The sequence below is a fragment of the Streptomyces sp. NPDC088246 genome (assembly GCF_044741025.1).
GTDB lineage: Bacteria > Actinomycetota > Actinomycetes > Streptomycetales > Streptomycetaceae > Streptomyces.
The window spans coordinates 21367-45753 of sequence record NZ_JBIURV010000047.1; the positions used below are offsets into that span (position 1 = coordinate 21367).

At 69.7% G+C, this 24387-nt stretch carries 23 protein-coding genes and 1 pseudogene; 10 read left to right on the forward strand and 14 right to left on the reverse strand.

Annotated features, from left to right (window positions below; genetic code table 11):
- The first annotated feature begins 63 nt into the window (after positions 1 to 63).
- The 3 genes from ACIPEK_RS37615 to ACIPEK_RS37625 all read left to right on the forward strand — a co-directional run bounded on the left by ACIPEK_RS37615 (position 64) and on the right by ACIPEK_RS37625 (position 2506).
- Positions 64 to 1278 (forward strand): MFS transporter, encoded by a 1215-nt coding sequence (locus ACIPEK_RS37615; protein ID WP_402005851.1) that lies wholly within the window; start codon positions 64 to 66, stop codon positions 1276 to 1278.
- Between the two features lie 82 nt (positions 1279 to 1360).
- Positions 1361 to 1729 (forward strand): SCO4225 family membrane protein, encoded by a 369-nt coding sequence (locus ACIPEK_RS37620; RefSeq protein WP_402005854.1) that lies wholly within the window; start codon positions 1361 to 1363, stop codon positions 1727 to 1729.
- A gap of 21 nt (positions 1730 to 1750) precedes the next feature.
- Entirely contained in the window at positions 1751 to 2506 is a 756-nt protein-coding gene (locus ACIPEK_RS37625; RefSeq protein WP_402005857.1) for a maleylpyruvate isomerase family mycothiol-dependent enzyme, read from the forward strand.
- Positions 2507 to 2542: 36 nt separating this feature from the next.
- Here ACIPEK_RS37625 and ACIPEK_RS37630 read toward each other — a convergent pair.
- The 4 genes and pseudogenes from ACIPEK_RS37630 to ACIPEK_RS37645 form a co-directional block, all read right to left on the reverse strand.
- Positions 2543 to 2713, reverse strand: a pseudogene (locus ACIPEK_RS37630) (MarR family transcriptional regulator); the annotation flags it as partial.
- 325 nt (positions 2714 to 3038) lie between these two features.
- Positions 3039 to 3704, reverse strand: coding sequence for a response regulator (locus ACIPEK_RS37635; protein WP_383078932.1), 666 nt, complete (start codon positions 3702 to 3704; stop codon positions 3039 to 3041).
- Entirely contained in the window at positions 3701 to 4942 is a 1242-nt protein-coding gene (locus tag ACIPEK_RS37640; protein ID WP_402005860.1) for a sensor histidine kinase, read from the reverse strand. The genes ACIPEK_RS37635 and ACIPEK_RS37640 overlap by 4 nt, the downstream gene beginning before the upstream one ends.
- Positions 4943 to 5046: 104 nt before the next feature.
- On the reverse strand, positions 5047 to 5763 hold the full coding sequence (locus ACIPEK_RS37645; RefSeq protein WP_383078928.1) for a TetR/AcrR family transcriptional regulator: 717 nt from the start codon (positions 5761 to 5763) through the stop codon (positions 5047 to 5049).
- 128 nt (positions 5764 to 5891) lie between these two features.
- Here ACIPEK_RS37645 and ACIPEK_RS37650 point away from each other — a divergent pair, with 128 nt between their 5' ends.
- A complete protein-coding gene (locus tag ACIPEK_RS37650) occupies positions 5892 to 6344 on the forward strand; it encodes a nitroreductase/quinone reductase family protein (RefSeq protein WP_402005863.1) in 453 nt (150 codons plus the stop codon).
- A 40-nt stretch (positions 6345 to 6384) separates the two neighbouring features.
- Here ACIPEK_RS37650 and ACIPEK_RS37655 read toward each other — a convergent pair whose 3' ends face one another.
- On the reverse strand, positions 6385 to 7599 hold the full coding sequence (locus ACIPEK_RS37655; protein WP_327276742.1) for a geranylgeranyl reductase family protein: 1215 nt from the start codon (positions 7597 to 7599) through the stop codon (positions 6385 to 6387).
- A 183-nt stretch (positions 7600 to 7782) separates the two neighbouring features.
- Here ACIPEK_RS37655 and ACIPEK_RS37660 point away from each other — a divergent pair, with 183 nt between their 5' ends.
- Both ACIPEK_RS37660 and ACIPEK_RS37665 read left to right on the forward strand, forming a co-directional pair.
- Positions 7783 to 9147: a dipeptidase gene (locus ACIPEK_RS37660; protein WP_402005866.1), complete on the forward strand. Its 1365-nt coding sequence runs from the start codon at positions 7783 to 7785 to the stop codon at positions 9145 to 9147.
- A gap of 229 nt (positions 9148 to 9376) precedes the next feature.
- Complete coding sequence (locus ACIPEK_RS37665) at positions 9377 to 10087, forward strand: MBL fold metallo-hydrolase (protein WP_402005868.1); 711 nt, start codon at positions 9377 to 9379, stop codon at positions 10085 to 10087.
- Here the strand turns inward: ACIPEK_RS37665 and ACIPEK_RS37670 are convergent.
- The 3 genes from ACIPEK_RS37670 to ACIPEK_RS37680 form a co-directional block, all read right to left on the reverse strand.
- Positions 10046 to 11083 (reverse strand): NUDIX domain-containing protein, encoded by a 1038-nt coding sequence (locus ACIPEK_RS37670; RefSeq protein ID WP_402005871.1) that lies wholly within the window; start codon positions 11081 to 11083, stop codon positions 10046 to 10048. The two genes, ACIPEK_RS37665 and ACIPEK_RS37670, sit on opposite strands and share 42 nt — an antisense overlap.
- 378 nt (positions 11084 to 11461) lie before the next feature.
- Positions 11462 to 11680, reverse strand: coding sequence for a hypothetical protein (locus ACIPEK_RS37675; RefSeq protein WP_402005873.1), 219 nt, complete (start codon positions 11678 to 11680; stop codon positions 11462 to 11464).
- 105 nt (positions 11681 to 11785) lie between these two features.
- The gene (locus tag ACIPEK_RS37680; RefSeq protein WP_402005876.1) at positions 11786 to 12970 is read right to left on the reverse strand and encodes a helix-turn-helix domain-containing protein; all 1185 of its coding nucleotides are present in this window, start codon (positions 12968 to 12970) and stop codon (positions 11786 to 11788) included.
- A gap of 120 nt (positions 12971 to 13090) precedes the next feature.
- Here ACIPEK_RS37680 and ACIPEK_RS37685 point away from each other — a divergent pair, with 120 nt between their 5' ends.
- Together ACIPEK_RS37685 and ACIPEK_RS37690 are read left to right on the forward strand one after the other, a co-directional pair.
- A complete protein-coding gene (locus ACIPEK_RS37685; protein WP_402005878.1) occupies positions 13091 to 13633 on the forward strand; it encodes a flavoprotein in 543 nt (180 codons plus the stop codon).
- A gap of 230 nt (positions 13634 to 13863) precedes the next feature.
- Positions 13864 to 14103, forward strand: a complete 240-nt coding sequence (locus ACIPEK_RS37690; protein ID WP_402005881.1) for a hypothetical protein — start codon at positions 13864 to 13866, stop codon at positions 14101 to 14103.
- A 744-nt stretch (positions 14104 to 14847) separates the two neighbouring features.
- Here ACIPEK_RS37690 and ACIPEK_RS37695 read toward each other — a convergent pair.
- The 4 genes from ACIPEK_RS37695 to ACIPEK_RS37710 form a co-directional block, all read right to left on the reverse strand.
- On the reverse strand, positions 14848 to 15027 hold the full coding sequence (locus ACIPEK_RS37695; protein ID WP_402005884.1) for a hypothetical protein: 180 nt from the start codon (positions 15025 to 15027) through the stop codon (positions 14848 to 14850).
- A gap of 89 nt (positions 15028 to 15116) precedes the next feature.
- Complete coding sequence (locus tag ACIPEK_RS37700; RefSeq protein ID WP_402005899.1) at positions 15117 to 16028, reverse strand: carbohydrate ABC transporter permease; 912 nt, start codon at positions 16026 to 16028, stop codon at positions 15117 to 15119.
- A gap of 8 nt (positions 16029 to 16036) precedes the next feature.
- A complete protein-coding gene (locus ACIPEK_RS37705) occupies positions 16037 to 16951 on the reverse strand; it encodes a carbohydrate ABC transporter permease (protein WP_383068864.1) in 915 nt (304 codons plus the stop codon).
- Between the two features lie 46 nt (positions 16952 to 16997).
- Positions 16998 to 18287: an ABC transporter substrate-binding protein gene (locus tag ACIPEK_RS37710; protein ID WP_402005902.1), complete on the reverse strand. Its 1290-nt coding sequence runs from the start codon at positions 18285 to 18287 to the stop codon at positions 16998 to 17000.
- Between the two features lie 265 nt (positions 18288 to 18552).
- Here ACIPEK_RS37710 and ACIPEK_RS37715 point away from each other — a divergent pair, with 265 nt between their 5' ends.
- Positions 18553 to 20583 (forward strand): NPCBM/NEW2 domain-containing protein, encoded by a 2031-nt coding sequence (locus ACIPEK_RS37715; RefSeq protein WP_402005887.1) that lies wholly within the window; start codon positions 18553 to 18555, stop codon positions 20581 to 20583.
- Positions 20584 to 20698: 115 nt separating this feature from the next.
- Here ACIPEK_RS37715 and ACIPEK_RS37720 read toward each other — a convergent pair whose 3' ends face one another.
- Positions 20699 to 21646 (reverse strand): ROK family protein, encoded by a 948-nt coding sequence (locus ACIPEK_RS37720; protein ID WP_402005890.1) that lies wholly within the window; start codon positions 21644 to 21646, stop codon positions 20699 to 20701.
- A gap of 179 nt (positions 21647 to 21825) precedes the next feature.
- Here ACIPEK_RS37720 and ACIPEK_RS37725 point away from each other — a divergent pair, with 179 nt between their 5' ends.
- The gene (locus ACIPEK_RS37725) at positions 21826 to 22854 is read left to right on the forward strand and encodes a LacI family DNA-binding transcriptional regulator (protein WP_402005905.1); all 1029 of its coding nucleotides are present in this window, start codon (positions 21826 to 21828) and stop codon (positions 22852 to 22854) included.
- 51 nt (positions 22855 to 22905) lie between these two features.
- Here ACIPEK_RS37725 and ACIPEK_RS37730 read toward each other — a convergent pair whose 3' ends face one another.
- Positions 22906 to 24204 carry a DUF6986 family protein gene (locus ACIPEK_RS37730; protein ID WP_402005893.1) on the reverse strand — a complete coding sequence of 433 codons (1299 nt, stop codon included), beginning with the start codon at positions 24202 to 24204 and terminating at the stop codon, positions 22906 to 22908.
- Positions 24205 to 24387: the final 183 nt, after the last annotated feature.

A 24387-nucleotide genomic window follows, 5' to 3' on the forward strand; every position in this document is an offset into this window, starting at 1 on the left:
CCCTTGCGGCCGCGGCGGGCGGCCATCTTGCGCCCGTTACCCGGACGCCCCTATGCTGAGTTTGTGCCGCAACTAAACAAACTGCGGACGGCTCTACCGGGGGGACCGGGCGGCTACACCGCCCCACCTTCGTTGACCCGCCTCCGTACCGCGCTGACCGTGTTCTTCGCCCTCGACGGCTTCCTCTTCGCCGGCTGGGTGGTCCGCATCCCGGCCATCAAGCACCAGACCGGGGCCTCGGCCTCCACCCTGGGCCTCGCTCTGCTCGGCGTATCCGCCGGGGCCGTGGTGACCATGATGCTCACGGGCCGGCTGTGCCGGCGCTTCGGCAGCCATCCGGTGACCGTGGCCTGCGGCGTTCTGCTCCCCCTCAGCATCGCCCTGCCCGCGCAGACGCATTCGGCGCTCGCACTCGGCCTGGTGCTGCTGGTCTTCGGGGCCGCGTACGGCGGGATCAACGTGGCGATGAACAGCGCGGCGGTCGACCTGGTCGCCGCCCTGCGGCGTCCCGTGATGCCCAGCTTCCACGCCGCGTTCAGCCTCGGCGGAATGGTCGGTGCCGGGCTCGGCGGACTGGTCGCGGGCGGCCTCTCCCCCGCCACACATCTCTTCGTCCTCACCGGGATCGGGCTCCTGGTCACCGCGGCGGCGGGACCGGTACTGCTGCGCCAACCGGCGCCGAAGCCCGCACCCACGGCCGACGACGCCGAGAAGCCGCGGCGACCGGACGGGCGGGCCCGCCGCATGGTGCTCCTGTTCGGCGTGATCGCGCTCTGCACCGCGTACGGCGAAGGCGCGCTGGCCGACTGGGGCGCCCTCCATCTGGAACAGGACCTGCACGCCCACCCGGGCATCGCCGCCGCTGGATACTCCCTGTTCGCACTGGCCATGACGGCCGGCCGACTCAGCGGCACGGCACTGCTCGAACGGCTGGGCCAGACCCGGACCCTGGTCGCGGGCGGTGCGACGGCCGCCGCCGGGATGCTGCTCGGCTCGCTCGCCCCGACCACCTGGCTGGCGCTCCTCGGTTTCGCCGTCACCGGTCTCGGTCTGGCCAATATCTTCCCCGTCGCGGTCGGCCGGGCCGGTGAGCTGGCCGGACCCGGTGGAGTGGCCGCCGCGTCGACGCTCGGCTACGGCGGGATGCTGCTCGGACCGCCCGCGATCGGCTTCCTGGCCGACTGGTTCTCACTCCCGGCAGCCCTCACCACGGTGGCACTGCTGGCCACCGCGGCCGCGGCACTGGGGTACGGAGCACGCAACGCGGCGCACACATGACCGATTGAGTAGCCGTGCTCAGGCAGGAACAACTCTCCCCGGAGACACGATGGAAGCGTCATCCATCCATGGGGAGCGGGCCGTGAACAAGCCGGTCATCGACAAGCAGCACGTCCGCGCGCTCGCGCGCCCGACCTTCGGCAATGCCGCCTCGCTGATCCACCTCGGCCTCGTCCTGGCGGCCGCGGCGTTCGTCACCGTGGACACCCTGTTCGTCGCCCCCCAGGACGCCTCGTTCGCCGGGGTCTGGCTGTTCCTCCTCGCGGCGCCCACCGTGTTCGTCTTTTTCATCGGCAGCGCGCTGTGGGGCGCGGAGGCGGCCGGACCCGCCTGGTTCGTCCACCTCGCCCCGGTCGTGTCCGTACTGCTGCAGTCGCTCGCACTCGGCTGGTTCGTACGGCCGGTGCACGGCGGCAGCCGGACTCGCACCGCCCGCCCCCAGGAAGCCTGAACCGCTGGCACAATCGAGGCCATGGAGATCACGGACCACATCAAGTCCCTGGCCGTCGAGGGACAGCTGCTGGCGAACGCGGCGCAGGAGGCGGGAACCGGGGCACCGGTGCCGACCTGCCCGGGCTGGCAGGTACGCGATCTTCTCCGGCACACCGGGATGGTGCACCGCTGGGCGACCGCGTTCGTCGTCGAGGGCCACACGTCGTACCTCCCGGACGGCGGGGAGCCGGATCTGGACGGACCCGAGCTGCTCGACTGGTTCCGCGAGGGCCACGGCCTCCTGGTCGACGCACTGGCGGCCGCGCCGGCCGGACTGGAGTGCTGGACCTTCATGCCCGCGCCGTCGCCACTGGCCTTCTGGGCCCGGCGACAGGCTCACGAGACCACGATTCACCGGGTGGACGCGGAGTCGGCACGCGGTGGGCGGCTGTCACCGTTGGCGGCCGATCACGCGGTGGACGGAATCGACGAGCTGCTGCGCGGGCTCCACGCCCGCCCGAAGAGCAAAGTGCGTACGGAAACGCCACGTTCCCTGCGAGTACGGGCCACGGATACGGACGCCACCTGGACCGTGCGGCTCTCGCCGGAACCGCCGCAGGCCGTACGGGATGAAGCGGCACCCGAAGTGAGCCCTGCGGACTGCGAGTTGAGCGCGACGGCCGAGCAGCTCTATCTGACGCTCTGGAACCGGCTGCCGCTCACGGCGATCACTCTGAAAGGCGACCCGCAGCCGGCCCGGCTCTGGTGCGAGAACTCCGGAGTCACCTGGTCCTGACAGCAGGCAGGGGCGGGGCAGCACCCGACGGGGCGCTCAGCGCCTCGGTTCGTTCAGCATGCGGGCGAGCACCGACCTCTGCAACGGCTTCACCTCGGCGTGACGTGCCCGGCCCTTCGCCGTCAGCTCGACCCGGACACCTCGGCGGTCCTCGCTGCACATCCCGCGGCACACGAGGTCGTCCTTCTCCGGGCGAGCGACCAGACGGGGCTGCTGCCCGCCCCCATCTCACTGATCGCCCTGGTCGCGGGTCTGAAGCTGATCCCGCGCAGCGAGCGCGAGGACACCCGCGGCGGCTACCTGACCGGGCTGCGGCGCAGCCGGCCCGTGCAGCACACCGTGCTGGTCGCCTCGTCCGAAACGGACCGGGACGCCGCAGCCGAGGCATCCGCCGCGCAGAAGGTATCCATGCGGGACTGACCACCCGACGAGGGGAAATGTACGGTGGCCGGCGGGGAGTTCTCGCCTGCCGGCCACCGCATCGGTGACGCTTCGGAGCCCCGGCGGTTGCGCACCCTGCGTCGTGGCCGGGTCAGCCGAGCCAGCCGGGGCGTACGAGCCCCGACTCATAGGCGAGCACCACGAGTTGGGCCCTGTCACGGGCGCCGAGCTTCACCATGGTGCGGCTGACGTGGGTCTTGGCGGTGAGCGGACTGACAACCAGCCGACGGGCGATCTCCTCATTGGAGAGCCCTATGCCGACGAGTGCCATCACCTCCCTTTCACGTTCGGTGAGTTCGCCCAGCCCCGTTGCCGCCGCGGGCTCCTTGGACCGGGCCGCGAACTCGGCGATCAGCCGGCGGGTGACCCCCGGTGAGAGCAGTGCGTCGCCGCCCACCACCGCACGTACCGCCCGCAGCAGTTCCTCCGGTTCGGTGTCCTTGACGAGAAAGCCGGAGGCACCGGAGCGGATCGCCTCGAAGACGTACTCGTCGAGCTCGAAGGTGGTGAGCATGACCACCTTGACGTCGCACAGTTCGGGGTCCCCGGTGATGGCACGGGTCGCGGCCAGGCCATCGAGATGCGGCATCCGGATGTCCATCAGCACGGTGTCCGGCCGCAGTTCGCGCACCATGCGTACGGCCTCCTCGCCGTCGGCGGCCTCCCCCGCCACCTCGATGTCGGGCTGAGCGTCCAGCAGGGCCCGGAATCCGGCCCGGACCAGCAGCTGGTCGTCGGCGAGCAGTACGCGGATCACGTTGTCTCCTCCTTGTGCGCTGCCGCGCCGGGCGAATCGGACGGCAGCGGAAGTTCGGCCCGCACCCGGAAGCCGCCGCCGGCCCGGGGCCCGGCCTCGATCGTGCCACTCAGTGCGGCGGCCCGCTCCCGCATTCCTGCCAGCCCGTTGCCGCTGCCGCCTGCGTCATTGCCGGTGGCCGGTCCTTCGTCATCGATACGGAGCCGGATGTGGCCGGGCTCGTAACCGATACGGACGTGCGCGATACGCGATCCGGAGTGCCGGACCACATTCGTCAGCGCCTCCTGCACGATCCGGAAGGCGGCGAGATCCGCGCCGGGCGGGACCGCGCCGCGTACGCCATCGGTCTCGACGGTGACGGTCAGCCCGGCGCCCGCCGCCTGTTCGACGAGCTCGGGGAGCCGGTCGAGTCCGGGCGCCGGGGCCCTGGGGGCGTCTCCAGGGGTACGCAGGGTGTCGAGGACCTGGCGGACCTCGCCCAGCGCCTCCTTGCTGGCGGCCTTGATGGTGGTGAGGGCAGTACGGGCCTGCTCGGGGTCGGAGTCCAGCAACGCGAGACCGACACTCGACTGGACGTTGATGACGGAGATGCTGTGGGCCAGGACGTCATGGAGCTCGCGCGCCATCCGCAGCCGCTCCTCGTCGGCCCGGCGCTGCTCCGCGGCCTCCCGCTCCGCGCGCTGATCCGCCCACTGCTCACGGCGCACGCGTACGAACTCGGCAGCGGCGATGATGGCCACCACCCAAGCGGCAACGCCCAGTTCCTGCCCCCAGGCGGCGGGGTGGTCGCCGGAGGGCGGCAGCCACCGGTAGAGCCAGTGAGCCACCAGGACGTGCCCCAGCCACACCATCCCGACGGCCGTCCAAGCGGCCCGCCGGCGCCCGGAGACAACGGCGCTGAAGCAGCCCACGGCAACGGCAAGGAAGACCGGTCCGTACGGATAGCCGGCCGCCAGGTAGATCATCGCCGCGGCCGAACTGCCGAAGACGGCCACCACCGGGTGGCGGTGGCGCAGCAGAAGTACGGAGACGGCCAGGAAGAGCAGCAGCCGCGCAAAGATGTCCAGCGGCGCCCGCTCGTCCATCTGCCCCCGGGCCGCGATGGTCGAACCGACCATGACGACGGCGCCGAGCAGGATCGTCGACGGCCAGGGCAGCCGGGAGGCGTAGTGCCCCGGCGCCCCCGTCAGCCAGCGCGGCGGCCCGCCGTGCGCCCAGTGTGAGTGTTGCTCTTCCATGTCGGCCACGCTAGACCGCGAGCCGCGGAGGCGGCGTCAGCCGGGCGTGGTGATCACCCCTACTCCCTGTGGAGTACGTCGGACGGGGTCGGCGGGGACGGGCCTCATCCTGTCCGGCTGCTTCGGGGGCCGAGCAGGCCGAGCGTACGGGCCAGTTCGGTGACGGCTTCCCGGAAGAAGATCTCCCGGGCCTCCACCACCCGGTTGAACTGGCCGAAGATCTCGAAGGAGATCAGCCCGAACAGCTGCGACCAGGCAGCGATCAGCGGGGCGGCGACCTCCGGAGGAAGGCCGGGGGCGAACTCGGCGACCATCCGCTCGGCCTCGGCGCGCAGCTCGCCGGCGAGCGGCGGCAGGGCGAGACCGTCCGTGCGGTAGGCCTCGCCGACGACGGCAATCAGGACGAGACCGACGCGGGAGGCGGGACCGATCGTCGCCTGCGGTGCGCTGTAACCGGGCACGGGCGAGCCGTAGATCAGGGCGTATTCATGGGGGTGGGCGAGAGCCCAGTCGCGTACGGCGTGGGCGACGGCGGTCCAGCGGGTGATGTGAGGGGCGGCGGTGGCACGGGCGGCCCGGTGTGCGGCCTCGGCACTCTCGCCCACGGAGTCGTACGCATCGACGATCAGGGCCGTGAGCAGTTCGTCCCGGCTGGGGAAGTAGCGATAGAGCGCGGAGGATGCCATTCCGAGTTCCCGTGCCACGGCGCGCAGCGAGAGCTTTGCGGCACCTTCGGCCGCGAGCTGTTTCCTCGCCTCGTCCTTGATGGCGGCGGTGACCTCGATACGGGCCCGTTCCCTGGCTCCTCGGATAGCGCTCATGGTCTTCAGTCTGCCACGACCGAAGAGCGCCGACCAACAACGAGAGCACTGCTCTTGCTACTGAGCACCACTTCCATGCACACTGACCTCAAGCGAGAGCACTGCTCTCAAAACAGTGGGGAGTCACCATGTCTCAGCCGTACTACCTTCGGGGCAACGCGTTCAACGTCCGGATGAACAGCATCATCGGCTGGCTCGCCCGGCACGGCGTCAGCCTTCTCGGCTCGGCCGAGATGTCGGTGCGCGGCCGCAGGAGCGGGCAGATGCAGCGCATCCCCGTGAACTGCCACACCTACGAGGGCACGCAGTATCTGGTCTCCGCGCGGGGCCATTCCCAGTGGGTGCGCAACATGCGGGTCGCCGGTGGGGGCGAGCTGCGGGTGGGCCGGAAGATCCGTACCTTCACGGCCGTGGAGATCGCGGACGACGAGCAGAAGGTGCTGATCGTCCGCGCCTACCTGGAGCGGTGGGGCTGGGAGGTCAACCAGTACTTCCAGGGCATCACCGCAAAGTCCACGGACGCGGAACTCCTGGCCGCCTGCCCCGACCACCCCGTCTTCCGGATCACCGTGGAGGGCTGACCGTGCGGCCCGGCCCGCCCTCGGCGTCAGATGTCAGGTGTCAACGGTCCATAGCCGACAGGGCCCGCTGCGCGAGCGGATGCGTACGGACCAGCTCGGCCAGCGAAGTCGTTCCCCGGGTGATCCCGGCGAACGCGTTCCAGGCCGGGCGGAATCCCGTCAGCACCGCGTGCAGCACCCCCGGCCGGCGCTCGAACAGCTTCAGCATGCGCCGTCCGACACCCATCTCGACACCCAGGCCGGCCTTGATGGCGAAGGCGTAGTTGAGCGCCTGGCGTCGGGCGTCCACGGCATCGTGCGACTCCGCGATCCGAACCGCCCACTCACCGGCGAGCCGCCCCGACCGCAGTGCGAAGGAGATGCCTTCGCGGGTCCACGGCTCCAGCAGCCCCGCCGCATCGCCACACACCAGCACCCGCCCACGCGACAGCGGCGAGTCGTCGCTGCGGCAGCGCGTCAGGTGCCCGGAGGAGATCTTCGGCTCGAAGCCGGCGAGACCGAGCCGGGCGATGAAGTCCTCCAGATACCGCTTGGTCCCCGCCCCGTCACCCCGCGCCGAGATCACGCCGACAGTGAGGGTGTCGCCCTTGGGGAACACCCAGCCGTAACTGCCGGGCATGGGGCCCCAGTCGATCAGCACCCGCCCCGCCCAGTCCTCCGCGACCGTCTGCGGAACCGGGATCTCGGCCTCCAGGCCGAGATCCACCTGGTCGAGTTTCACCCCGACATGGGCTCCTATCCGCCCAGCGCTGCCATCCGCACCGACGACCGCGCGGGCCAGGACTGTCTCGCCGCCGGACAGCACCACGGCGACCGTGCGCCGGTCCGGCACCGCGGCGCCGTGCTGCTCGACCCTCGTCACGGTCGCTCCGGTACGGAGCTCGGCGCCCGCCTTCTGCGCCTCCTCGACCAGCCCCGCGTCGAACTCGGGGCGGTTGATGAGCCCGAAGAGCATCCGCTTGGAGCGGCGGGTCCGCGCCAGCCTGCCGTTGAGCGAGAACGTGACCGCGTGAATCCGGTCCCGCAGCGGCAGTTCGAATCCGGGCGGCAGCGAATCACGCGAAAACCCGATGATCCCGCCGCCACACGTCTTGTAGCGGGGCAGTTCCGCCTTCTCGAGGAGCAGTACCCGTCGGCCGGCGACCGCCGCCGCGTATGCCGCGGAGGCTCCGGCCGGTCCGCCACCGACTACGACGACGTCCCACACGGTCGACTCTTCGTGCTCATGTACGGCGTCTGCGTTCTCGCTGCTCACGATGTGCTTCTGCTCCCGATCCCACCAGTGGCCCATGCTGCTCACGGCATCCTACGGCGCGCCCGGCCCGGCCCCCGCTGTGGGAGGATCGACCGTGCGTTCGTCCTACATGCAACGCCGCACACTCGGTGTACATGTGCCCGGATTCGTATACATAACGTCGCACCCACGAGGAGCGTGCCCATGACCGCCCGTCCGATCTCCGAGACCATTGCCTCGCTGATGCCCCGTGCCAAGGCGGAGCTGACCGAGCTCGTGGCCTTCCGGTCGGTGGCGGATCCCGCGCAGTTCCCGAAGAGCGAGTGCGAGGCGGCTGCCGACTGGGTCGCCGACGCGCTGCGCGCCGAGGACTTCCGGGATGTCGCCCTGCTCGACACCCCCGACGGCACCCAGTCGGTGTACGGCTTCCTGCCCGGCCCGGCCGACGCCCCGACCGTACTGCTCTACGCGCACTACGACGTGCAGCCGCCGCTCGACGAGTCCGCATGGCTCTCCCCGCCGTTCGAGCTGACGGAGCGCGACGGCCGCTGGTTCGGCCGCGGCGCGGCCGACTGCAAGGGTGGCTTCATCATGCATCTCCTCGCCCTGCGCGCCCTCAAGGCGAACGGCGGCGTCCCGGTCTCCGTCAAGGTGATCGCCGAGGGTTCCGAGGAGCAGGGCACCGGCGGCCTGGAGCGGTACGCAGAGGCGCACCCCGAACTGCTGACCGCCGACACGATCGTCATCGGCGACACCGGCAACTTCCGGGTCGGTCTGCCGACCGTGACCGCGACGCTGCGCGGTATGACGATGCTGCGGGTCACGCTCGACACCCTCGAAGGAAACCTGCATTCCGGACAGTTCGGCGGCGCCGCCCCGGATGCGCTGGCAGCGATGATCCAGCTGCTGTCGTCGCTGCGCGCCGAGGACGGCACCACGACCGTCGACGGGCTCGCCACGGACGCCGAATGGGACGGACTGCAGTACGCGGAGGCCGAGTTCCGCAAGGACGCGAAGGTGCTCGACGGTGTCGGACTGATCGGCACGGGTACGGTCGCCGACCGGATCTGGGCGCGGCCCGCCGTCACCGTCATCGGCATCGACTGCCCGCCGGTGGTCGGCGCGACACCGTCGCTGCAGGCGAGCGCGCGGGCGCAGGTCAGCCTGCGGGTGCCGCCGGGCCAGGACGCCGCGAAGGCGACCGAGTTGCTGACCGCTCATCTCAAGGCGCATGCCCCGTGGGGGGCCAGGGTGTCGGTCGAACAGGTCGGCCAGGGCCAGCCGTTCCGCGCGGACACCTCCAGCCCGGCGTACACGTCCATGGCGCAGGCGATGGAGGCCGCGTACCCCGGCGAGAAGATGCAGACGTCCGGGATGGGCGGCTCGATCCCGCTCTGCAACACTCTCGCCGCCCTCTACCCGCAGGCCGAGATCCTCTTGATCGGCCTGAGCGAGCCGGAGGCCCAGATCCACGCGGTGAACGAGAGCGTCTCACCCGAGGAGCTGGAGCGGCTTTCGCTCGCCGAGGCCCTGTTCCTGCGGAACTACGCGGAGTCCAAGCAGGCCTGACTTTGCATCACTGATCCCGCCGCGTTCCTGCGGATCTCTGGTTCGCAGGGCTCGACCGGTCCGCCGCTCCGTCCACGGCGGACCGGGTCCGGACGTGCTCCTCGGGCCGGCCCGGACCACCCACCATGGGTCGGTCGGGTCGTCCGTGCAGCCGGACTACGCGCTGAGCGAAGCTCGCCCAGAGCGTAGATCCGGGCGGCGGGCGGGTACGTCCGCATACGTTCGCCGTATGGATCTCGTCGAGGTACTTCCCCAGCTGCACATGTTCCGCTTCCCCATCGGCCAGGCGTATCTGTGGCGCGACGGCGCGGACCTGACTCTGATCGACGCGGGCGACATCGATGCGGCGCCCGCGATCGAGGCCGCGGTGCGCGGCCTCGGCCTGGACCCCGGCGGCATCAGCCGGATCGTCGTCACTCATGGGCATCGCGACCACTACGGTTCCGCCCAGGTGCTCGCCGACCGGCACGGCGCCGAGATCCTGGCCCATCGGCTGGACGCCCCGGTGATCCGTGGCGAGGAGGAGATTGCCGACCCCGCCCTGCTGGACTGGGAACGCCCGTTGTACGAGCATGCGCTGACCGTGCCCCCGGCCCCGCCGACCCGTGTCGACCGCGAGCTGGGCGACGGCGACGAGATCCGCTTCGGATCGGGGGCCCGTGTGGTCCACGCGCCGGGCCACACCCCCGGCTCCATCGGTATCCATCTGCCGCACCACGGACTGCTGTTCACCGGCGACTGCGTGGCCGGGGTCGGCCAGGTGATGCTCGGCGTCTTCAACATCGACCGGGTGCAGGCCGTGGCCTCGTTCCGACGGCTGGCCGCGCTGGAACCGGCCACGGTCTGCTTCGGGCACGGCGATCCCCTCACCGTCGACGCCGCCGCGGTGCTGCGTGCCTCAGCCGACCGGGACTCCGGCCTCCAGGTTGAGCACGGTTGACCGCTCCCTGGCGCGCAGTGCCCAGCGCAGCCGTTCGTACCGGGTGGGGGGCAGCATGGTGGCCGCCTCCTCCTCGGTGACGAACCGCCAGCCGCGCAGTTCGGAGCCGGGCAGCAGCAGCCGTTCGGCGTCCGCGCCGGGCAGCAGGCCGCCGTCGAAGAGCATCCGCAGCCCTCCGTAGCCGGGTGGTTCGGGCGCCTCCCAGTCGATGAGGAGCAGTTTCGGCACCCGTTCGAGATGGATGCCTATCTCCTCGGCCACTTCACGGATCCCGGCCTGTGCCGGTGCCTCGCCGGCCTCGACCACTCCGCCCGGGAACTCCCAGCCTGGCTTGTACGTCGGGTCGACGAGCAGCACCCGGTCGTGTTCGTCGAAGAGCAGCACGCCGGCCGCGACGGTCTCCGCGGTCGGCTCGGGCGTCTGCACGATCTCGCATGCGGTGGCCGCTCCGGTGCGGACCGCCTCGGCGATCCGCTCAGCCGTCTCTAACGGAGTGAGCGCGCTGGTGTCGATGGTGTGGGCGTCCCGGGTGAGCCAGCCGAGCGCCGTCCGGTAGGGCTCGATGTGCTCGTAGGCCCACTGCCGGATCCGCTCGCTGTGCTCCGGGTCGTCGGCGAACTCCACCCGGTCGGCGATCCGTTTGCGCAGGATCGTTTCCTCAGGTGAGAGCAGAACATGACGCACCGGTATGCGCCGGGAGGCGAGCCCTCCGAAGATCTCGTCGCGGTACTCCTGTCGCAGCAGTGTCATCGGCACCACCAGCACCCCGGACACCTCGGCAAGCAGGGCCGCGGCAGTGTCCACCACCAGACGTCGCCAGATCGGCAGGTCCTGGAAGTCCGTCACCTCGGCAAGTCTCTTCTGGGGCAGCAGGTACCGCAGCCCTGCGCCGATCAGCTCAGGGTCGTAGAACGTGCTGTTCGGGATCAGATCGACCAGCTCGCGCGCGGCGCTCGTCTTGCCCGCGCTGAACGCACCGTTGATCCAGACGATCACGTTTCCCCCTCTTCCGTAGCCCCCTGTGGCTTGCCCGCAACACCCTGCCGCGAAAACCCGGCTGTGGCGATGCTGTTACCCGAAAGGAATCACCGGATGCCCGTGGACGGCGTCCCACGGTGCGATTCCGGCCGTCCGCGCAGCCGTAACGGGGGCGGCGGAGCCCGCTTTTACGGCCCCTCGCCCTGGCAGCAGGGTCCGGCCCACACCTCGGTATCGAGGTGTGGGCCCCGAGCCGGTCACGGATGATCCCGACGCTCACCGCACCGGACGTGAGGGGCTTCTTGCACCAGATGCAGGCACAGCCGGCGGACTGGTCCCACGTCAACGTCCCGGGATCAGGGAGCGGCCGGGATGCCGGTCCCTCGGCCAAGGCCGTCATGACGCCTGCTCGGCTTCCCGGACGCCGCAGGCGGCGGCGTCCGAGCAGGCCCGCGGGAACCAGCTGTACGCGGCGCCTCCCTCGGGCCGGGCCCGCTTCTCGCCGAGGTCCATGCCCTCACCGACGGTGAGAGCAGCTCTGCACCAGACGCAGGACCATCCGCGCTGCTGCTGCTCCGTCAGATCGCTGACTGGCGGTAAGTCCCTCACGGTCATGGCGTCCCCGGCTCGTCGTTGATCAGGTGAGACCAGCGTGAGGTGCGGGAAGGGGCGCAACGCTCACAGATTCGTGAGCGTTGGCAGGTCAGTGCGTGAGTGCGGCTACAGGCCGATCCAGGCAGCCATGTGGCCGAGGGTGTCCGGGGTGCGGCGCGAGATGTGCACCAAGCCCTTGATGGTCTCGCGGGCTCCCGGGTGGTAGCGCGTCTGTTCCGGGGCGGCGTGCCGGGCGTCGATGATGCTGCTGAGCGCGGCCTCGGTCCGGCCGGTCTCCATTTCCGAGCGGGCCTTGTCGATGAGGAAGTGGGCTCGCCGTGATGTGGCCAGTGCCGTCGGCAGGGCGATCTGCCGGGCCTGGGTGAGGGCTTCGTCGTACTGCCGCATCTCGACCGCGGCCGACATGCGGTGCAGGGCCACGTTGGTCGGCCCGAAGCTCAGCCAGTGAACTTCGGAGGCATCTCCGGTCTGCTCTGCGCAACGCTTCGCCTCGGCGATGTGAGTGTCGACTGCGGTCTGTTGGTCGGCGCGGGCTGCGATGACGGACGCCCCGAGGTGAAGCTGCCCGGTGACGGCGACAGCCTCCCGGTTCTGTTCCGCGGCGCCGACGATGCCATGGCCGGCGGCGACGAGGCGCTGCCCGATCGTGTACTCGCCCTCGCGGAAGTACACCAAAGCTCGCATGTACTGCCGGATGGCGGCCAGGCAGGGGTCGGAGGCCCGGTGGGCTGCCCAGTCCATGCGGTCCAGGGCCACGCTGGAGAGGTCGTAGTAGCCGAGCTTCACCGAGATGTCGTGGGCAGTGCGGTACGTCGAGGCAAGGGCCTGCCACAGCTCCGTCGACCGGGTGCGCCAAGCCGCGGTGGTGAGCTCTGCGATCGTGGTGGGCAGCAGGCGGGCGGCGTTGCGCAGATGCGTGGCCCTCACCCGGACGCACAGCTCCTCGGCGCTTGCGATCAGCAGCTCGGCCGGCCTGTCGGGGATGGTGTCGTCGGCTCCCAGGTCGTACAGGTCGAGCGCCTCCCTGATGGGGCGCACGAGTTCGGCGAGGCGGTCCTGCTGCAGTTCGGTCACGTAGGGCTGTCCCGTCAGCACGGTGACGTCGATCCGGAGGGCCTGGGCAACCGCCGCGACGAAGTCGAGGTTCGCCGGTTTGGCGCCGCACTCGACTTGGTTGAGGAGGCTGTACGAGTAAGGGAGCCGGTCGGCCAGCTGTCGCTGTGTCAGCCTGGCGAGTCTCCGTTGCTCTTTGATCCGGGCGCCTGTGTGGTCGTCGTCCGGTCTGGGCATACTGGTCTCCGTTCCTGACTCGTCGTCCGGAACGGTACCCGCGCATCCGCGCGCCGGATCCCGCATCGCCCCCGATTCCACCCGGTTCGGGGGCGGTTGCATGTGTGGTCGGATGGCGGCATGACGACTCTGTACCTGTTCGGATCCGCCGCCCCGCCCGTCTTCGAGGTTGCCGAGGTCATTGAGAACGCTCAGGCCCGCGGGTGGGATGTGTGCCTCGGGCTGACGCCGACGGCGGGCCGGTGGCTGGGTGAGCAGCTCCCGGAGCTGGAGTGGCTGACCGGGCATCCGGTGCGCTCCGAGTACAAACTGCCCGGGGAGCCGGATGTGTGGCCGCCGGCGGACGCGATTCTGCTCGCGCCGGCCACCTTCAACACGGTCAACGAGTGGTCCCTCGGCCTGACGAGCAAGTTCGTCGTAGGGGTGGTCGCGGAGGCGATCGGCAAGAAGATCCCGACCGTGGCCGTGCCGTGCGTCAACAGCGCCTACGCACGGCATCCACAGTTCCACCGGTCGGTGGATGCTCTGCGGTCGATGGGGGTGACAGTGCTGTACGGCGAGGGCGGGTTCGAGCCGAACCAGCCCGGTGAGCGTCGACCGGAGGGGTATCCGTGGCACCTTGCCCTGGACGCGGCCGGCGCGATTGCCAGTCCTGCCCCGTAGTCTGCTCCCATGCCGATCACCCCTTCGCCTTCCACCCTTGTGCGCTCCCCCGCCGCGGTGAACGCGGACATCCGCGCGCTGTGAGCGGCCGGCCCGCTGTCGCCGGAGGGTGAGAGCCGGTACCGGGAGCTGCTGGCGCGTGGACGGCCGCGGTCCGGGCGGCTGTCGTCGCAGTGGCCTGACCTGCGCGGCTCCGGTCGATTCTCAGTGCTGCCGTTGACGATCCGGCCGTGGCCATCGATATCCCTGAAGATCTGATCATGCTGGAACGTTCCGTCATTGAAGAGCAGTGCAAGGCCCTCGCCAAGCCGTACACGGAGGAGGCGCGGGCGCCGTGGCGGGAGGCGGCGGCGAAGTTCCAGGCCGCGGTGACCGGGCACGCCGAGGCGGCCGAGGTGTCCCGGTTCGAGCTGGAGATGGCCGTGAAGAAGGCCGTGCTGCATCCGGAGCCCCCAGCCGACGAGGGCTGACGCGCGTCCGGCCCGCACCCGGGCGCTTTCCGGGGGGCGGGGCGGTTCAGTAGCTGCGCCCAGCCATAGGCGCGAATGGGATGAGTCCACGGTACTGGGCCGGTATGGCGACGGGCCGAGCGGTCACTTGGGGCCTGCGCAACTATCTGCGTACCTCACTGCGTCCACGCCTACATCGAGTGGCGCCGGCCAAGGCGGTCCCATTCCTGCCTGACGGGCCGGGCTGGTGGTACGAGCCGAAATTCGACGTTCTCCAGACACTCAGAAGTTGTCTCATCGAGTGACTCTTGAGGGCGCCCCAACACGGCCACTACGCGCACAGCACCACACTGCGCGTGATCGACGGCAGCGTCGTCACGACCACCCAGAACCACTGCACCTCGGGCCACTGCTGGGGACTTCCTGACCGGGCGAGTCGAGTCACTCCATCATTGCGGTGCGTTGGCAAGGCCCCCCGAGCCGGTGCAGCACGTTACGTTCCGTATCCAACAGATACGGAACGTAATCGGTTCGAAGTGGAGGAGTCCTTCATGCGCATTCGATCTGCCTGCGCCGTGATCGCCGTAGCGTTAAGTGCGACCGTCCTCGGGGTGGGCACCGCCGACGCGACCGGGCCCTTGAGCGGCACCAAGGTCCACAACTGGCAGACCAGCTCCGCCCTTGGCGTCGCCGGTAACTCGACGGTCGGCGGCGCCGAGGTCCAGTACCAGGCCGACACCGGCGACCTGGCCCAGAAGTGGGCCATTAGTCGTCCACGGCCTCTCCCGCTCCGGCGGGCGGAGGGTCACCGTCAACGGGCAGATCGCCGGGCTCGCGCACGATGACCGCGACCTCGCCGAATTCCTGAGACGGGCCGGACTCGACGACGCCTGGGATCTCCTCGACGACCCGCACTGGATCGAATGGCGCGGCGGCCGGGCGCACCGGTACAAAGCGTCGTGATGAGGCGTTCCTTGTAGATCGACAGACGTCTGTCGAGTACCGCTCGCAAGGCTGTTTTCGCAGGTCAGTGCCTACCCCTTGCTGGAGCCCAGGGTGAGGCCCGCGATGAAGTGGCGCTGGAGCAGCAGGAAGACCACGAGGGTCGGCAGAGCGACGATCACCGAGCCTGCGGCGAGCAGGTTGTAGTCCGTGAAGAACTGGCCCCTGAGATTGTTCAGCGCCGAGGTGATGGGGAGCTTGTCGCCGTCGGAGATGAAGACCAGTGCCCACAGGAAATCGTTGTACATCCAGGTGAACTGGAGCGTGCCGAGCGCGGCCAGGGCCGGGCGGCACAGGGGCAGGGTGATCCGCCAGTACTGGGTCCAGACGCCCGCGCCGTCGACGATCGCGGCCTCCAGGATCTCCTGCGGCAGGGTGCGCATGAAGTTGGCCAGGACGAAGACGCAGAAGCCCAGCTGGAAGCCGATCTGCACGGTGACGACGGCCCAGTACGAGTCGAACATCGTCATCGAGTCGGACATCCAGTAGGGCAGTGGGATGCGGTTGAAGACGACGTACAGGGGCGTGACGATCACCTGCTGCGGCAACAGGTTCCCGGCGGTGAAAAGCATGAGCAGGACGAGCCCGCCGCGCATCTTCAGCCGGGCCAGCGCGAAGGCCACGAAGGAGGCGAGGAAGAGGGTGACGAGTACCCCCGGGACCGCGATGATCATGGTGTTGACGAAGTACTTCGTCATGCCGGAGTCGGAGAACGCCTGGCGGTAGTAGTCCAGGGAGAGGTGGCGCGGCAGCGAGAAGTAGCCGTGCGCGGAGGTCTCGTCGTACGGCCGCAGCGAGGCGTACACCGCGAGCAGCAGCGGGGCGAGGAAGGCGAGGGAGACCGCCATCAGGAAGGCGTGGACGCCGATCCTGCCGGGGCGGAGCCGGCGCCGGACGGCGGGGGCCGGTGGCGCAGGTGGGGCGGTGGGGCGGGCGGGGGCGATGTGGACGGTCAACGGTTCTTCTCCCCTCGGAGCTCCTGGACCAGGTACGTCACGACGAATCCCAGGGAGACGGCCAGCAGGACGACAGCGATGGCGGAGCCGAATCCGATGCGGCTGGCCTCACCGATGATGTTGTCGGTGACGAGCACCGAGAGGAGTTCGAGTCCGTTGCGGCCGTGGTTGACGGCGTACACGATGTCGAAGGCGCGCAGGGACTCGATGACGGTGATGACGCCGACGATGACATTGACCGGCCGCAGCGTGGGGAAGACGACGCGGAAGAAGGTCTGGGCCTCGCCCGCCCCGTCGATCGCCGCGGCCTCCTTCAGCGAGGGGTCGACGGCCTTGAGCCCGGCGAGGTAGAGAATCATCACGTAGCCGGTGTGCCGCCAGGCCGCGGCCAGCAGGACCATCCAGATGTTGAGGTTCGGATCGCCGAGCCAGTCGGTCGGCGACTTCGTGTCCCCGATGACCGCGTTGAGGGCTCCCTGATCACGGGAGAAAATCAGCTGGGCTATGAAACCGACCACGGCGAGCGACAGCACGACGGGCATGTACAGCGTCGACTGGTAGAAGCGGCTGAAGCGCACGCCCCTGTCGATGAGTACGGCGAGCAGCAGCCCGAACGGTGCGGCGACCAGGCCCAGGAAGGCGAGCCAGAGCAGATTGTGCCGGGCGGCGGGCCAGAACTGCGGGTAGTTGGTGAAGAGATTCTCGTAGTTCTGCGTACCGACCCACTTGATGTCGCCGATGCCGTCCCAGCTGGTGAAGGAGAGCACGACGGAGGCGAGGGTCGGTCCCCACACGATGGCGATGTCGAGCAGGACGGGTATGCCGAGCAGCACACCGAGTACGGCGAGGTCGCGGCCGGTGAACCGCCGCGAGACCCGCCGTCCGGTGCGCCGCGCCGAGATGAACGACACGGTCGGTACTCCAGGTTCAGTCGGATTCCATCGGGGTCGTCCGGGGTCAGTCGGCGGCGAAGATGGTCTTCTTCTGCCGTTCGATGTCGTTGACCAGGCCGTCCACGTCGTTCGGGTTGCTGATGAACTTCTGGATCGCCGGGATCATGACCGTGGAGGAGAAGTCCGGCCGGGTGTCGCGGTCCAGGAACTGGGAGATCTGCTTCGCCCCGGAGACCAGTTCCACGGCCTTCTTCTGGAGCGGTGAGTACGCGGAGATGTCCGCCTGGTCGCTGACCGCGATGTTGTTCGGATCGCTCTTCAGGTAGATGTCCTCGGCCTTGCCGGTGGCCAGCCACTTGAGCAGGTCCTTGGCGCTCTCCAGCGTCTTCTTGTTCTTGAGGTTCTTCGACTTCTTCGCCAGCAGGAACCCGTCGATGGGTGCCTCGACCGCGTCCTGCCCGTGCTCCGGATTGATGACGGGAAAGGGGAAGAAGTCGATGTCGCCCTGTTCGCCCTTGGGGAACTGTGCGCCCGGGTGCGGCAGGCCGAACACGGCCATGCCGGCCTCCTTCTTCTGGAGGCTGGTGGCGGCCTCCTGCCAGGTACGGCCGTTGGCGCCCTGCTGGCAGTACGGGAGGAGCCGGCGCCAGGTGTCGAAGACTTCCTTGACCCGCTTGTCGGTCCAGGCGACTTCACCCGCCATCAGGCTCTTGTGGAACTCATAGCCGTTGGTCCGCATGTTGATGTAGTCGAAGGTGCCCATGGCGGGCCAGCCGTCCTTGTCGCAGAAGGCGATGGGGTCCAGCTTGTCCTTCTGCATCTGCTTGGCGAGCGCCACGTACTCGTCGAGTGTCTTCGGTGCCTGGTAGCCGCGCTCGTCGAACAGGCTCTTACGGTGGAAGACGGCCCACGGATAGTAGTAGTAGGGCGTGAGGTACTGCTTGCCGTCCGCGCCGGTGGACTGGGCTTTCAGCGCGGCCGAGAAGCCCTTGTAGTCCTGCCAGTTGTCACTGACGTCGTGCAGCAGGCCTTTCTCGGCGAAGAACTGCATCCGGTAGCCGGCGAACCACATGAAGACATCGTCCGGCTTGCCCTGCAGATACCGGTTGATGTTCTCCTGAAAGGTGTTGTGGTCGACGGTGTTGACGTTCACCTTCCGCCCGCCCGACTGCGCCTCGTACGCCGCGAAAGCTTCGGCGAAGGCCTTCTTCGGAATGGGGTCGGACGAATTCGAGCCCAGGGTGATCGTCTTGCCGTCACCGCCGGGGCCGCTCCCGCAGGCGGTGAGCAAGGAGGGGAGCGTCACGGCTCCCGCACCGACTGCCGCACCACGCAACAGACTCCGCCGGGACATCCGATGTCCTGCGACGCTGCCCGGCACACCTGACCTGTCGTAATCAGACTGCGTCATGCCCAACTCCTTTGGGATGCAACCCAACACAACCGAACGTGCGATTGGATCTCACCCCCAAGCGATGGTGCCGTCAAGGGTTTTGACGAGATGCCGAACAACCGATGTCGCTCCCCTTCCAACAGACTTCAACACGCTCTAACGTAATCGCACGCCTTGGCGTGCACATGCTGTGACCGATCCGGCACGAGTATGGAGGAACGTAACGATGCGTCATCTTCCAACCCGTACAACCCGAACCAGCTACCGCGGAGTCATCGGAGCGCTGCTGGCCGGGCTGCTCTGCGCCGCGGGCGCGACCGCTCCCGCCGTCGCGGACTCGCCAGCTCCCGCGCCCGCTCCCCAGGCCGGCAACGGCCTTGCGCTCACCCCTCCGATGGGGTTCAACAATTGGAACTCGACCCACTGCCGTGCCGAGTTCAACGAGGCGATGGTCAAGGGCATCGCCGACATCTTTGTCGAGAAAGGCCTCAAGGACGCGGGCTATCAGTACGTCAATCTCGACGACTGCTGGGCAAAGCCGCAGCGTAATGCGGACGGAAAGCTGGAGGCCGATCCGCAGCGCTTCCCGAACGGCATCAAGTCCGTCGCGGACTATGTCCACTCCAAGGGCCTGAAAATCGGCATCTACACCAGCGCCGGCACCAAGACCTGCGACAGCGTGGGACTTCCGGGCGCGCTCGGCCATGAGTACAGCGACGCGCAGCAGTTCGCGGACTGGGGCATCGACTACCTCAAGTACGACAACTGCAACAACCAGGGCGTCGATGCGAAACAGCGCTATACGACGATGCGGGACGCACTGGCGGCAACCGGCCGCCCCATCGTCTACAGCATCTGTGAGTGGGGCGAGAACAAGCCCTGGGAGTGGGCCGGCGAAATCGGCAACCTCTGGCGCACGACCGGCGACATCAACGACAGCTGGGGCAGCATGCTGTCGATCATGAAGCAGAATCTGCCCCTCGCCGCCGCAGCGGGCCCGGGGCACTGGAACGACCCCGACATGCTGGAGGTCGGCAACGGCGGCATGACGGACACGGAGTACCGCACCCACTTCTCCATGTGGTCCGTGATGGCGGCGCCGCTGCTCATCGGTTCCGATCTGCGCAAGGCGGGCCCGGAGACCTTCGAGATCCTCTCCAACCACGAGGTCATCGCGGTCGATCAGGACCCGCTGGGCAAGCAGGGCACCGTGCTCTCCTCCACCGGCGGGCGCTGGGTCGTCACCAAGGAGATGCAGGACGGCAGCCGCGTCGTGGCCCTGTTCAACGAGACCGGCAGCGCACAGCGCATCTCGACGACGGCCGAGGCGGCGGGGCTGCCGAAGGCCACCGCGTACACGATGCGTGACCTGTGGGAGCACACGACGTACAACACGGCGGGCAGCGTTTCGGCGACCGTCCCGGCGCACGGGACCGTACTGCTGCGCATCGCCGCCGACCGCAAGTGGGCCGCGCATCCGCCTGCCGTGGAACTCGGCCTGAACGGAAGCCCGCTGGTCGAGGCCGGGCGCACGGCCGCACTGACGACGACGGTGACCGACCTCGGCCGTACCTCCGCCACGAAGGTCTCCGCGGCACTCACCGGCCCCTCGGGCTGGCAGGTGAAGGCGGCATCGCCGACCGGATCACCGGCTCTGCCGACCGGCCGGGCCCTCACCACCCGCTGGCAGGTGACTGCCCCTGCGGGCACAGCCACCGGTACGTACGATCTGACGCTCACCGCCCAGTACCGCTCACCGGCCGGGACACGGGTGCGGTCCACGGTCCCGTTCCGGGCCCATGTGGTGGTCGCGCCGCCTGCGGGCGCCGGCTACCTGAGCGATCTGCCCCAGCTCTCCGCCGCCAACGGCTGGGGCCCGGTCGAGAAGGACACCAGCAACGGCGAGAGCAAGGCGGGTGACGGGAATCCACTCACCATCGGCGGCGCGGTCTTCGCCAAGGGCCTCGGTGTGCATGCCGACAGCGCAGTCGAGTTCTACACCGGCGAGGCATGCAGCGCCGTGACGGCGCAGGTCGGGGTCGACGACGAGAAGGGCACCGAGGGAACCGTCGCCTTCGAGGTCTGGGCCGACGGTACGAAGGTGGCGTCGACCGGCGTACTGACCAATGCGATGCCCGCGCAGCCGCTCTCCGCGGATGTGAGCGGTGCGCAGGTGGTACGTCTGGTGGTCACCGACGGCGGGGACGGTGTCGATTCCGACCACGCGGACTGGGCGGACCTGCGGATCACCTGCTGACGCCGATCTGACGGGAGAATCGCGGTCGCGGCCATGTCGCGCCTTCGATCGCCGGACGGGCCCCAGGACACCGGTCCTGCCGTCCGGCGCTTCTCGCTCCGCCGGACGGCAGGCCCTAAACGGCCACCACCCCGCCCGGGTCCACCCGCACCGCCGCCGCCGCGCCCACCAACCCTGCGTCGGCGCCCATCACCGCCGGGGCCACCGTGAGCTGCTGGACGAAGGAGAGCGTGGCGTACTGACGCAGGGCGCGGCTCAGCGGAACGAAGAGGATGTCGCCCGCTCCGGCCACTCCCCCGCCGATCACCGCGATGTCGATCTCGACGAGCGTGGCGGTGGCGGCGATTCCGGCGGCCAACGCCTGAGCGGCGCGCTCGAACGAGGCGATGGCGACCTGGTCCCCGGCGCGCGCGGCGGCGGCCACGGCGGCGGCCGAGGCATCGGCGTCCGGTCCGGGCCGCCAGCCGGCCTCCAGCGCCCGGCGGGCGATGTTCGGTCCGCTGGCGATGCGCTCGACGCAGCCGCGCGAACCGCACGGGCACAGGTCACCGTCCAGGTCGACGCTGACGTGGCCGATGTGCCCGGAGTTGCCCGTGGGGCCGGGGTGCAGTTTTCCGCCGAGGACGAGCCCGCCGCCCACACCGGTCGACACGACCATGCACAGCGCGTTGTCGTGGCCGCGGGCTGCGCCCAGCCAGTGCTCGGCCGCCGTCATCGCGACGCCGTCGCCGACCAGTTCGACGGACAGTCCGCCGACCGCCCTACCGACTCGTTCCACCAGCGGGAAGTCGCGCCAGGCGGGGACATTGACGGGGCTGACCGTACCGGCCGAGGCGTCCACCGGGCCCGCGCTGCCGATACCGACGGCCGTCGCCCGCTCCCACAGTGGCGATGCTGACAGCTCGGCCAGGACCTCCGTCACGGCCCCCATCACCGTCTCGGCGCTCTCCCGGGCGGGCGTCGGCCGCTGCGCCCGCACAAGGAGCGCGCCGCTGCCGTCCACCAGCGCGCCGGCGATCTTGGTGCCGCCGATGTCCAGCGCGGCGACGAGGTCGGTATGCATCGGTGTGGCTCCGTGAGTAGGTGGCGAGGACCTGCGGCTTCGGTAAACAGTCTGCCCAGTCTCCATTCAGCTGACAACGTTGTCCAGGGCCTATGCTCGACGGCACAGCCTCCGGCCCCTCCGCAGCACCGCTCGCGGGCCCGCCGGACCGCCCGCACCCGACGACAGGACAGCGCACCGTGGCCGAGACCGCCCGTCACTCCGAGTCCCGTTACGGCAACCGGCCGACCATGAAGGATGTGGCCGCCCGCGCCGGAGTGGGCCTCAAGACGGTCTCCCGTGTGGTCAACAGCGAGCCGGGTGTCACGCCCGACACCGAACGCCGGGTCCAGGAGGCCATCGAGGCGCTCGGTTTCCGCCGCAACGACAGCGCGCGCGTTCTGCGCAAGGGCCGCACCGCTTCCATCGGCCTGGTCCTGGAGGATCTCGCCGACCCGTTCTACGGACCTCTGAGCCGCGCGGTGGAGGAGGTCGCCCGGGCCCACGGCGCCCTGCTCATCAACGGGTCGAGCGCCGAGGACCCGGAGCGCGAGCAGGAGCTCGTACTCGCCCTGTGTGCGCGCCGGGTGGACGGGCTCATCGTGATTCCGGCCGGCGACGACCACCGCTATCTGGAGCCGGAGATAAAGGCCGGCATCGCCACCGTCTTCGTGGACCGCCCGGCAGGCCGTATCGACGCCGACATGGTCCTGTCCGACAGCTTCGGCGGAGCCCGCGAGGGCGTCGCGCATCTGATCGCGCACGGCCACCGCCGGATCGGCTTCATCGGCGACCAGCCGCGCATCCACACCGCCACCGAGCGACTGCGCGGCTACCACGCGGCCATGGCGGACGCCGGGACAACGGTCGAGGACTCGTGGGTCTCCCTCGGTTCGACCGACCCCGACCGGGTCCGGGCCGCTGCCGAGCAGATGCTCTCCGGTCCCGAGCCCGTCACCGCGTTGTTCGCGGGCAACAACCGGGTGACGGTGACGGTAGTACGTGTCCTCGCGGAGCAGGAACGCCGGGTCGCCCTGGTGGGCTTCGACGACATCGAACTGGCCGACCTGCTCGGCATCACCGTCATCTCCCAGGACGCCGCCGCCGTCGGCCGCACCGCCGCCGAGCACCTCTTCCGCCGTCTGGACGGCGCGGACCACGCCCCGGCCCGCGTGGAGCTCCCCACGACGCTCATCCGGCGCGGCTCGGGCGAACTGCCGCCCGCCTGAGCCGCCGCGCCGCCACGGTCACCGGGACACGACGGCCGGCACGAGCACCCGTTACGGCGCGGTCACCGTGAGCCCGCCCCGCCGCGGCGACGCGAATGCGTCAAGGTCGGCGCGCGTCAGCCCGGTCAGGCGGGCGACCTCGGCGGTTTCCAGGGCGCCGCAGTCGATGCCCCGCAGGAGGTACCCGCTGAGCGCCTTGGCGGTGGCGGGTTCGTCCATGACGTCACCGCCGGCCTTGGCCACATACGCGGCGAGGCGGGCGGCGGCCTGCTCCAGGCCCTCGCGGTAGAAGGTGTAGACGGCTGCGTAACGGGTCGGCAGGTGGCCCGGGTGCATGTCCCAGCCCTGGTAGTAGGCGCGGGCCAAGGCGCGGCGGGTAAGGCCGTAGTGGAGCCGCCAGGCCTCGTGGACCTGGTGGGTGGGCCCGACCGGGAGGACGTTGGTGGAGCCGTCGGACACCCGTACGCCGGTGCCTGCGGCGGCGACCTGCATGACGGCCTTGGCGTGGTCGGCGGCCGGGTGGTCGCCGGCCTGGTAGGCGGGGCTGACGCCGACGCAGGCGCTGTAGTCGAAAGTGCCGTAGTGCAGACCGGTGGCGCGGCCCTGCGCGGCGTCGATCATGCGGGCGACGGCGGCGGTGCCGTCGGCGGCGAGGATGGACTGGCTGGTCTCGATCTGGATCTCGAAGCCGAGGCGGCCCGACAGCAGCCCGTGCGCCTGCTCGAACGCTTCGAGGAGCCGGACGAAGGCGGTGACCTGCTCGGGGTACGTCACCTTGGGGAGGGTGAGGACAAGCCCGTCGGGGAGGCCGCCCGCCTGCATCAGGCCGGTGAGGAAGATGTCCGTGGTGCGGATGCCGCGGTCGCGTACGGCGGCCTCCATGCACTTCATCCGGATGCCCATGTACGGGGCCGCCGTGCCGTTCCCGTACGCCTCCGAGACCAGCCGGGCGGCGCGGGCGGCGGCCTCGTCCTCCTCGGCATCGGGGCGGGGGCCGTAGCCGTCCTCGAAGTCGATGCGCAGGTCTTCGACGGGCTCGCGCTCCAGCTTGGCGCGCACCCGGTCGTGGACGGGTACGGCGAGTTCGTCGGGGATGCCGAGGACTGCGGCGAACGAGGCCGCCTCGGGGGCGTGCTCATCGAGGGCCTTCAGCGCCTGGTCGCCCCAGGAGCGGATGGTGCCGGAGGTGAACGTGTCGCCGGGGACGTAGACCGTGTGGACCGGCTGGCGCGTCCCCGGGTCGCCCGGGTAGCGGTGGGCGAGCTCGGCGTCGACCGCGGTGAGGGAGGCGCTGATCTCCTCGCTGACCGCACCGGCGAGGCTCGTTGCCACCTTCTCCTGCTGACCCATTTCCACACCTTCCACAGTCAACGCTGCTTCCGCTTCCCGGAATCAACAATCCGTATAGTGAAGTTATAAGTCCGCCGGACCTGCGTCAATGGTGATCGGAAACGGTCCGGGGCCGCGCGGTGAGTTCACACCACGCGGCCCCGGACCGTCGGAAAGGGGTGCGGCTGGACGGCGGGTCAGCCC

Excerpts from the sequence above, each read along its gene's own strand:
- ACIPEK_RS37720 (WP_402005890.1), bottom strand. The coding sequence starts at position 21,646 with ATGCATACCGACCTCGTCGCCGCGCTGGACATCGGCGGCACCAAGATC.
- ACIPEK_RS37650 (WP_402005863.1), top strand. The coding sequence starts at position 5,892 with ATGTCTCAGCCGTACTACCTTCGGGGCAACGCGTTCAACGTCCGGATG.
- ACIPEK_RS37625 (WP_402005857.1), top strand. The coding sequence starts at position 1,751 with ATGGAGATCACGGACCACATCAAGTCCCTGGCCGTCGAGGGACAGCTG.
- ACIPEK_RS37715 (WP_402005887.1), top strand. The coding sequence starts at position 18,553 with ATGCGTCATCTTCCAACCCGTACAACCCGAACCAGCTACCGCGGAGTC.
- ACIPEK_RS37730 (WP_402005893.1), bottom strand. The coding sequence starts at position 24,204 with ATGGGTCAGCAGGAGAAGGTGGCAACGAGCCTCGCCGGTGCGGTCAGC.
- ACIPEK_RS37665 (WP_402005868.1), top strand. The coding sequence starts at position 9,377 with ATGGATCTCGTCGAGGTACTTCCCCAGCTGCACATGTTCCGCTTCCCC.
- ACIPEK_RS37680 (WP_402005876.1), bottom strand. The coding sequence starts at position 12,970 with ATGCCCAGACCGGACGACGACCACACAGGCGCCCGGATCAAAGAGCAA.
- ACIPEK_RS37645 (WP_383078928.1), bottom strand. The coding sequence starts at position 5,763 with ATGAGCGCTATCCGAGGAGCCAGGGAACGGGCCCGTATCGAGGTCACC.
- ACIPEK_RS37685 (WP_402005878.1), top strand. The coding sequence starts at position 13,091 with ATGACGACTCTGTACCTGTTCGGATCCGCCGCCCCGCCCGTCTTCGAG.
- ACIPEK_RS37710 (WP_402005902.1), bottom strand. The coding sequence starts at position 18,287 with ATGTCCCGGCGGAGTCTGTTGCGTGGTGCGGCAGTCGGTGCGGGAGCC.
- ACIPEK_RS37675 (WP_402005873.1), bottom strand. The coding sequence starts at position 11,680 with ATGACCGTGAGGGACTTACCGCCAGTCAGCGATCTGACGGAGCAGCAG.
- ACIPEK_RS37640 (WP_402005860.1), bottom strand. The coding sequence starts at position 4,942 with ATGGAAGAGCAACACTCACACTGGGCGCACGGCGGGCCGCCGCGCTGG.
- ACIPEK_RS37660 (WP_402005866.1), top strand. The coding sequence starts at position 7,783 with ATGACCGCCCGTCCGATCTCCGAGACCATTGCCTCGCTGATGCCCCGT.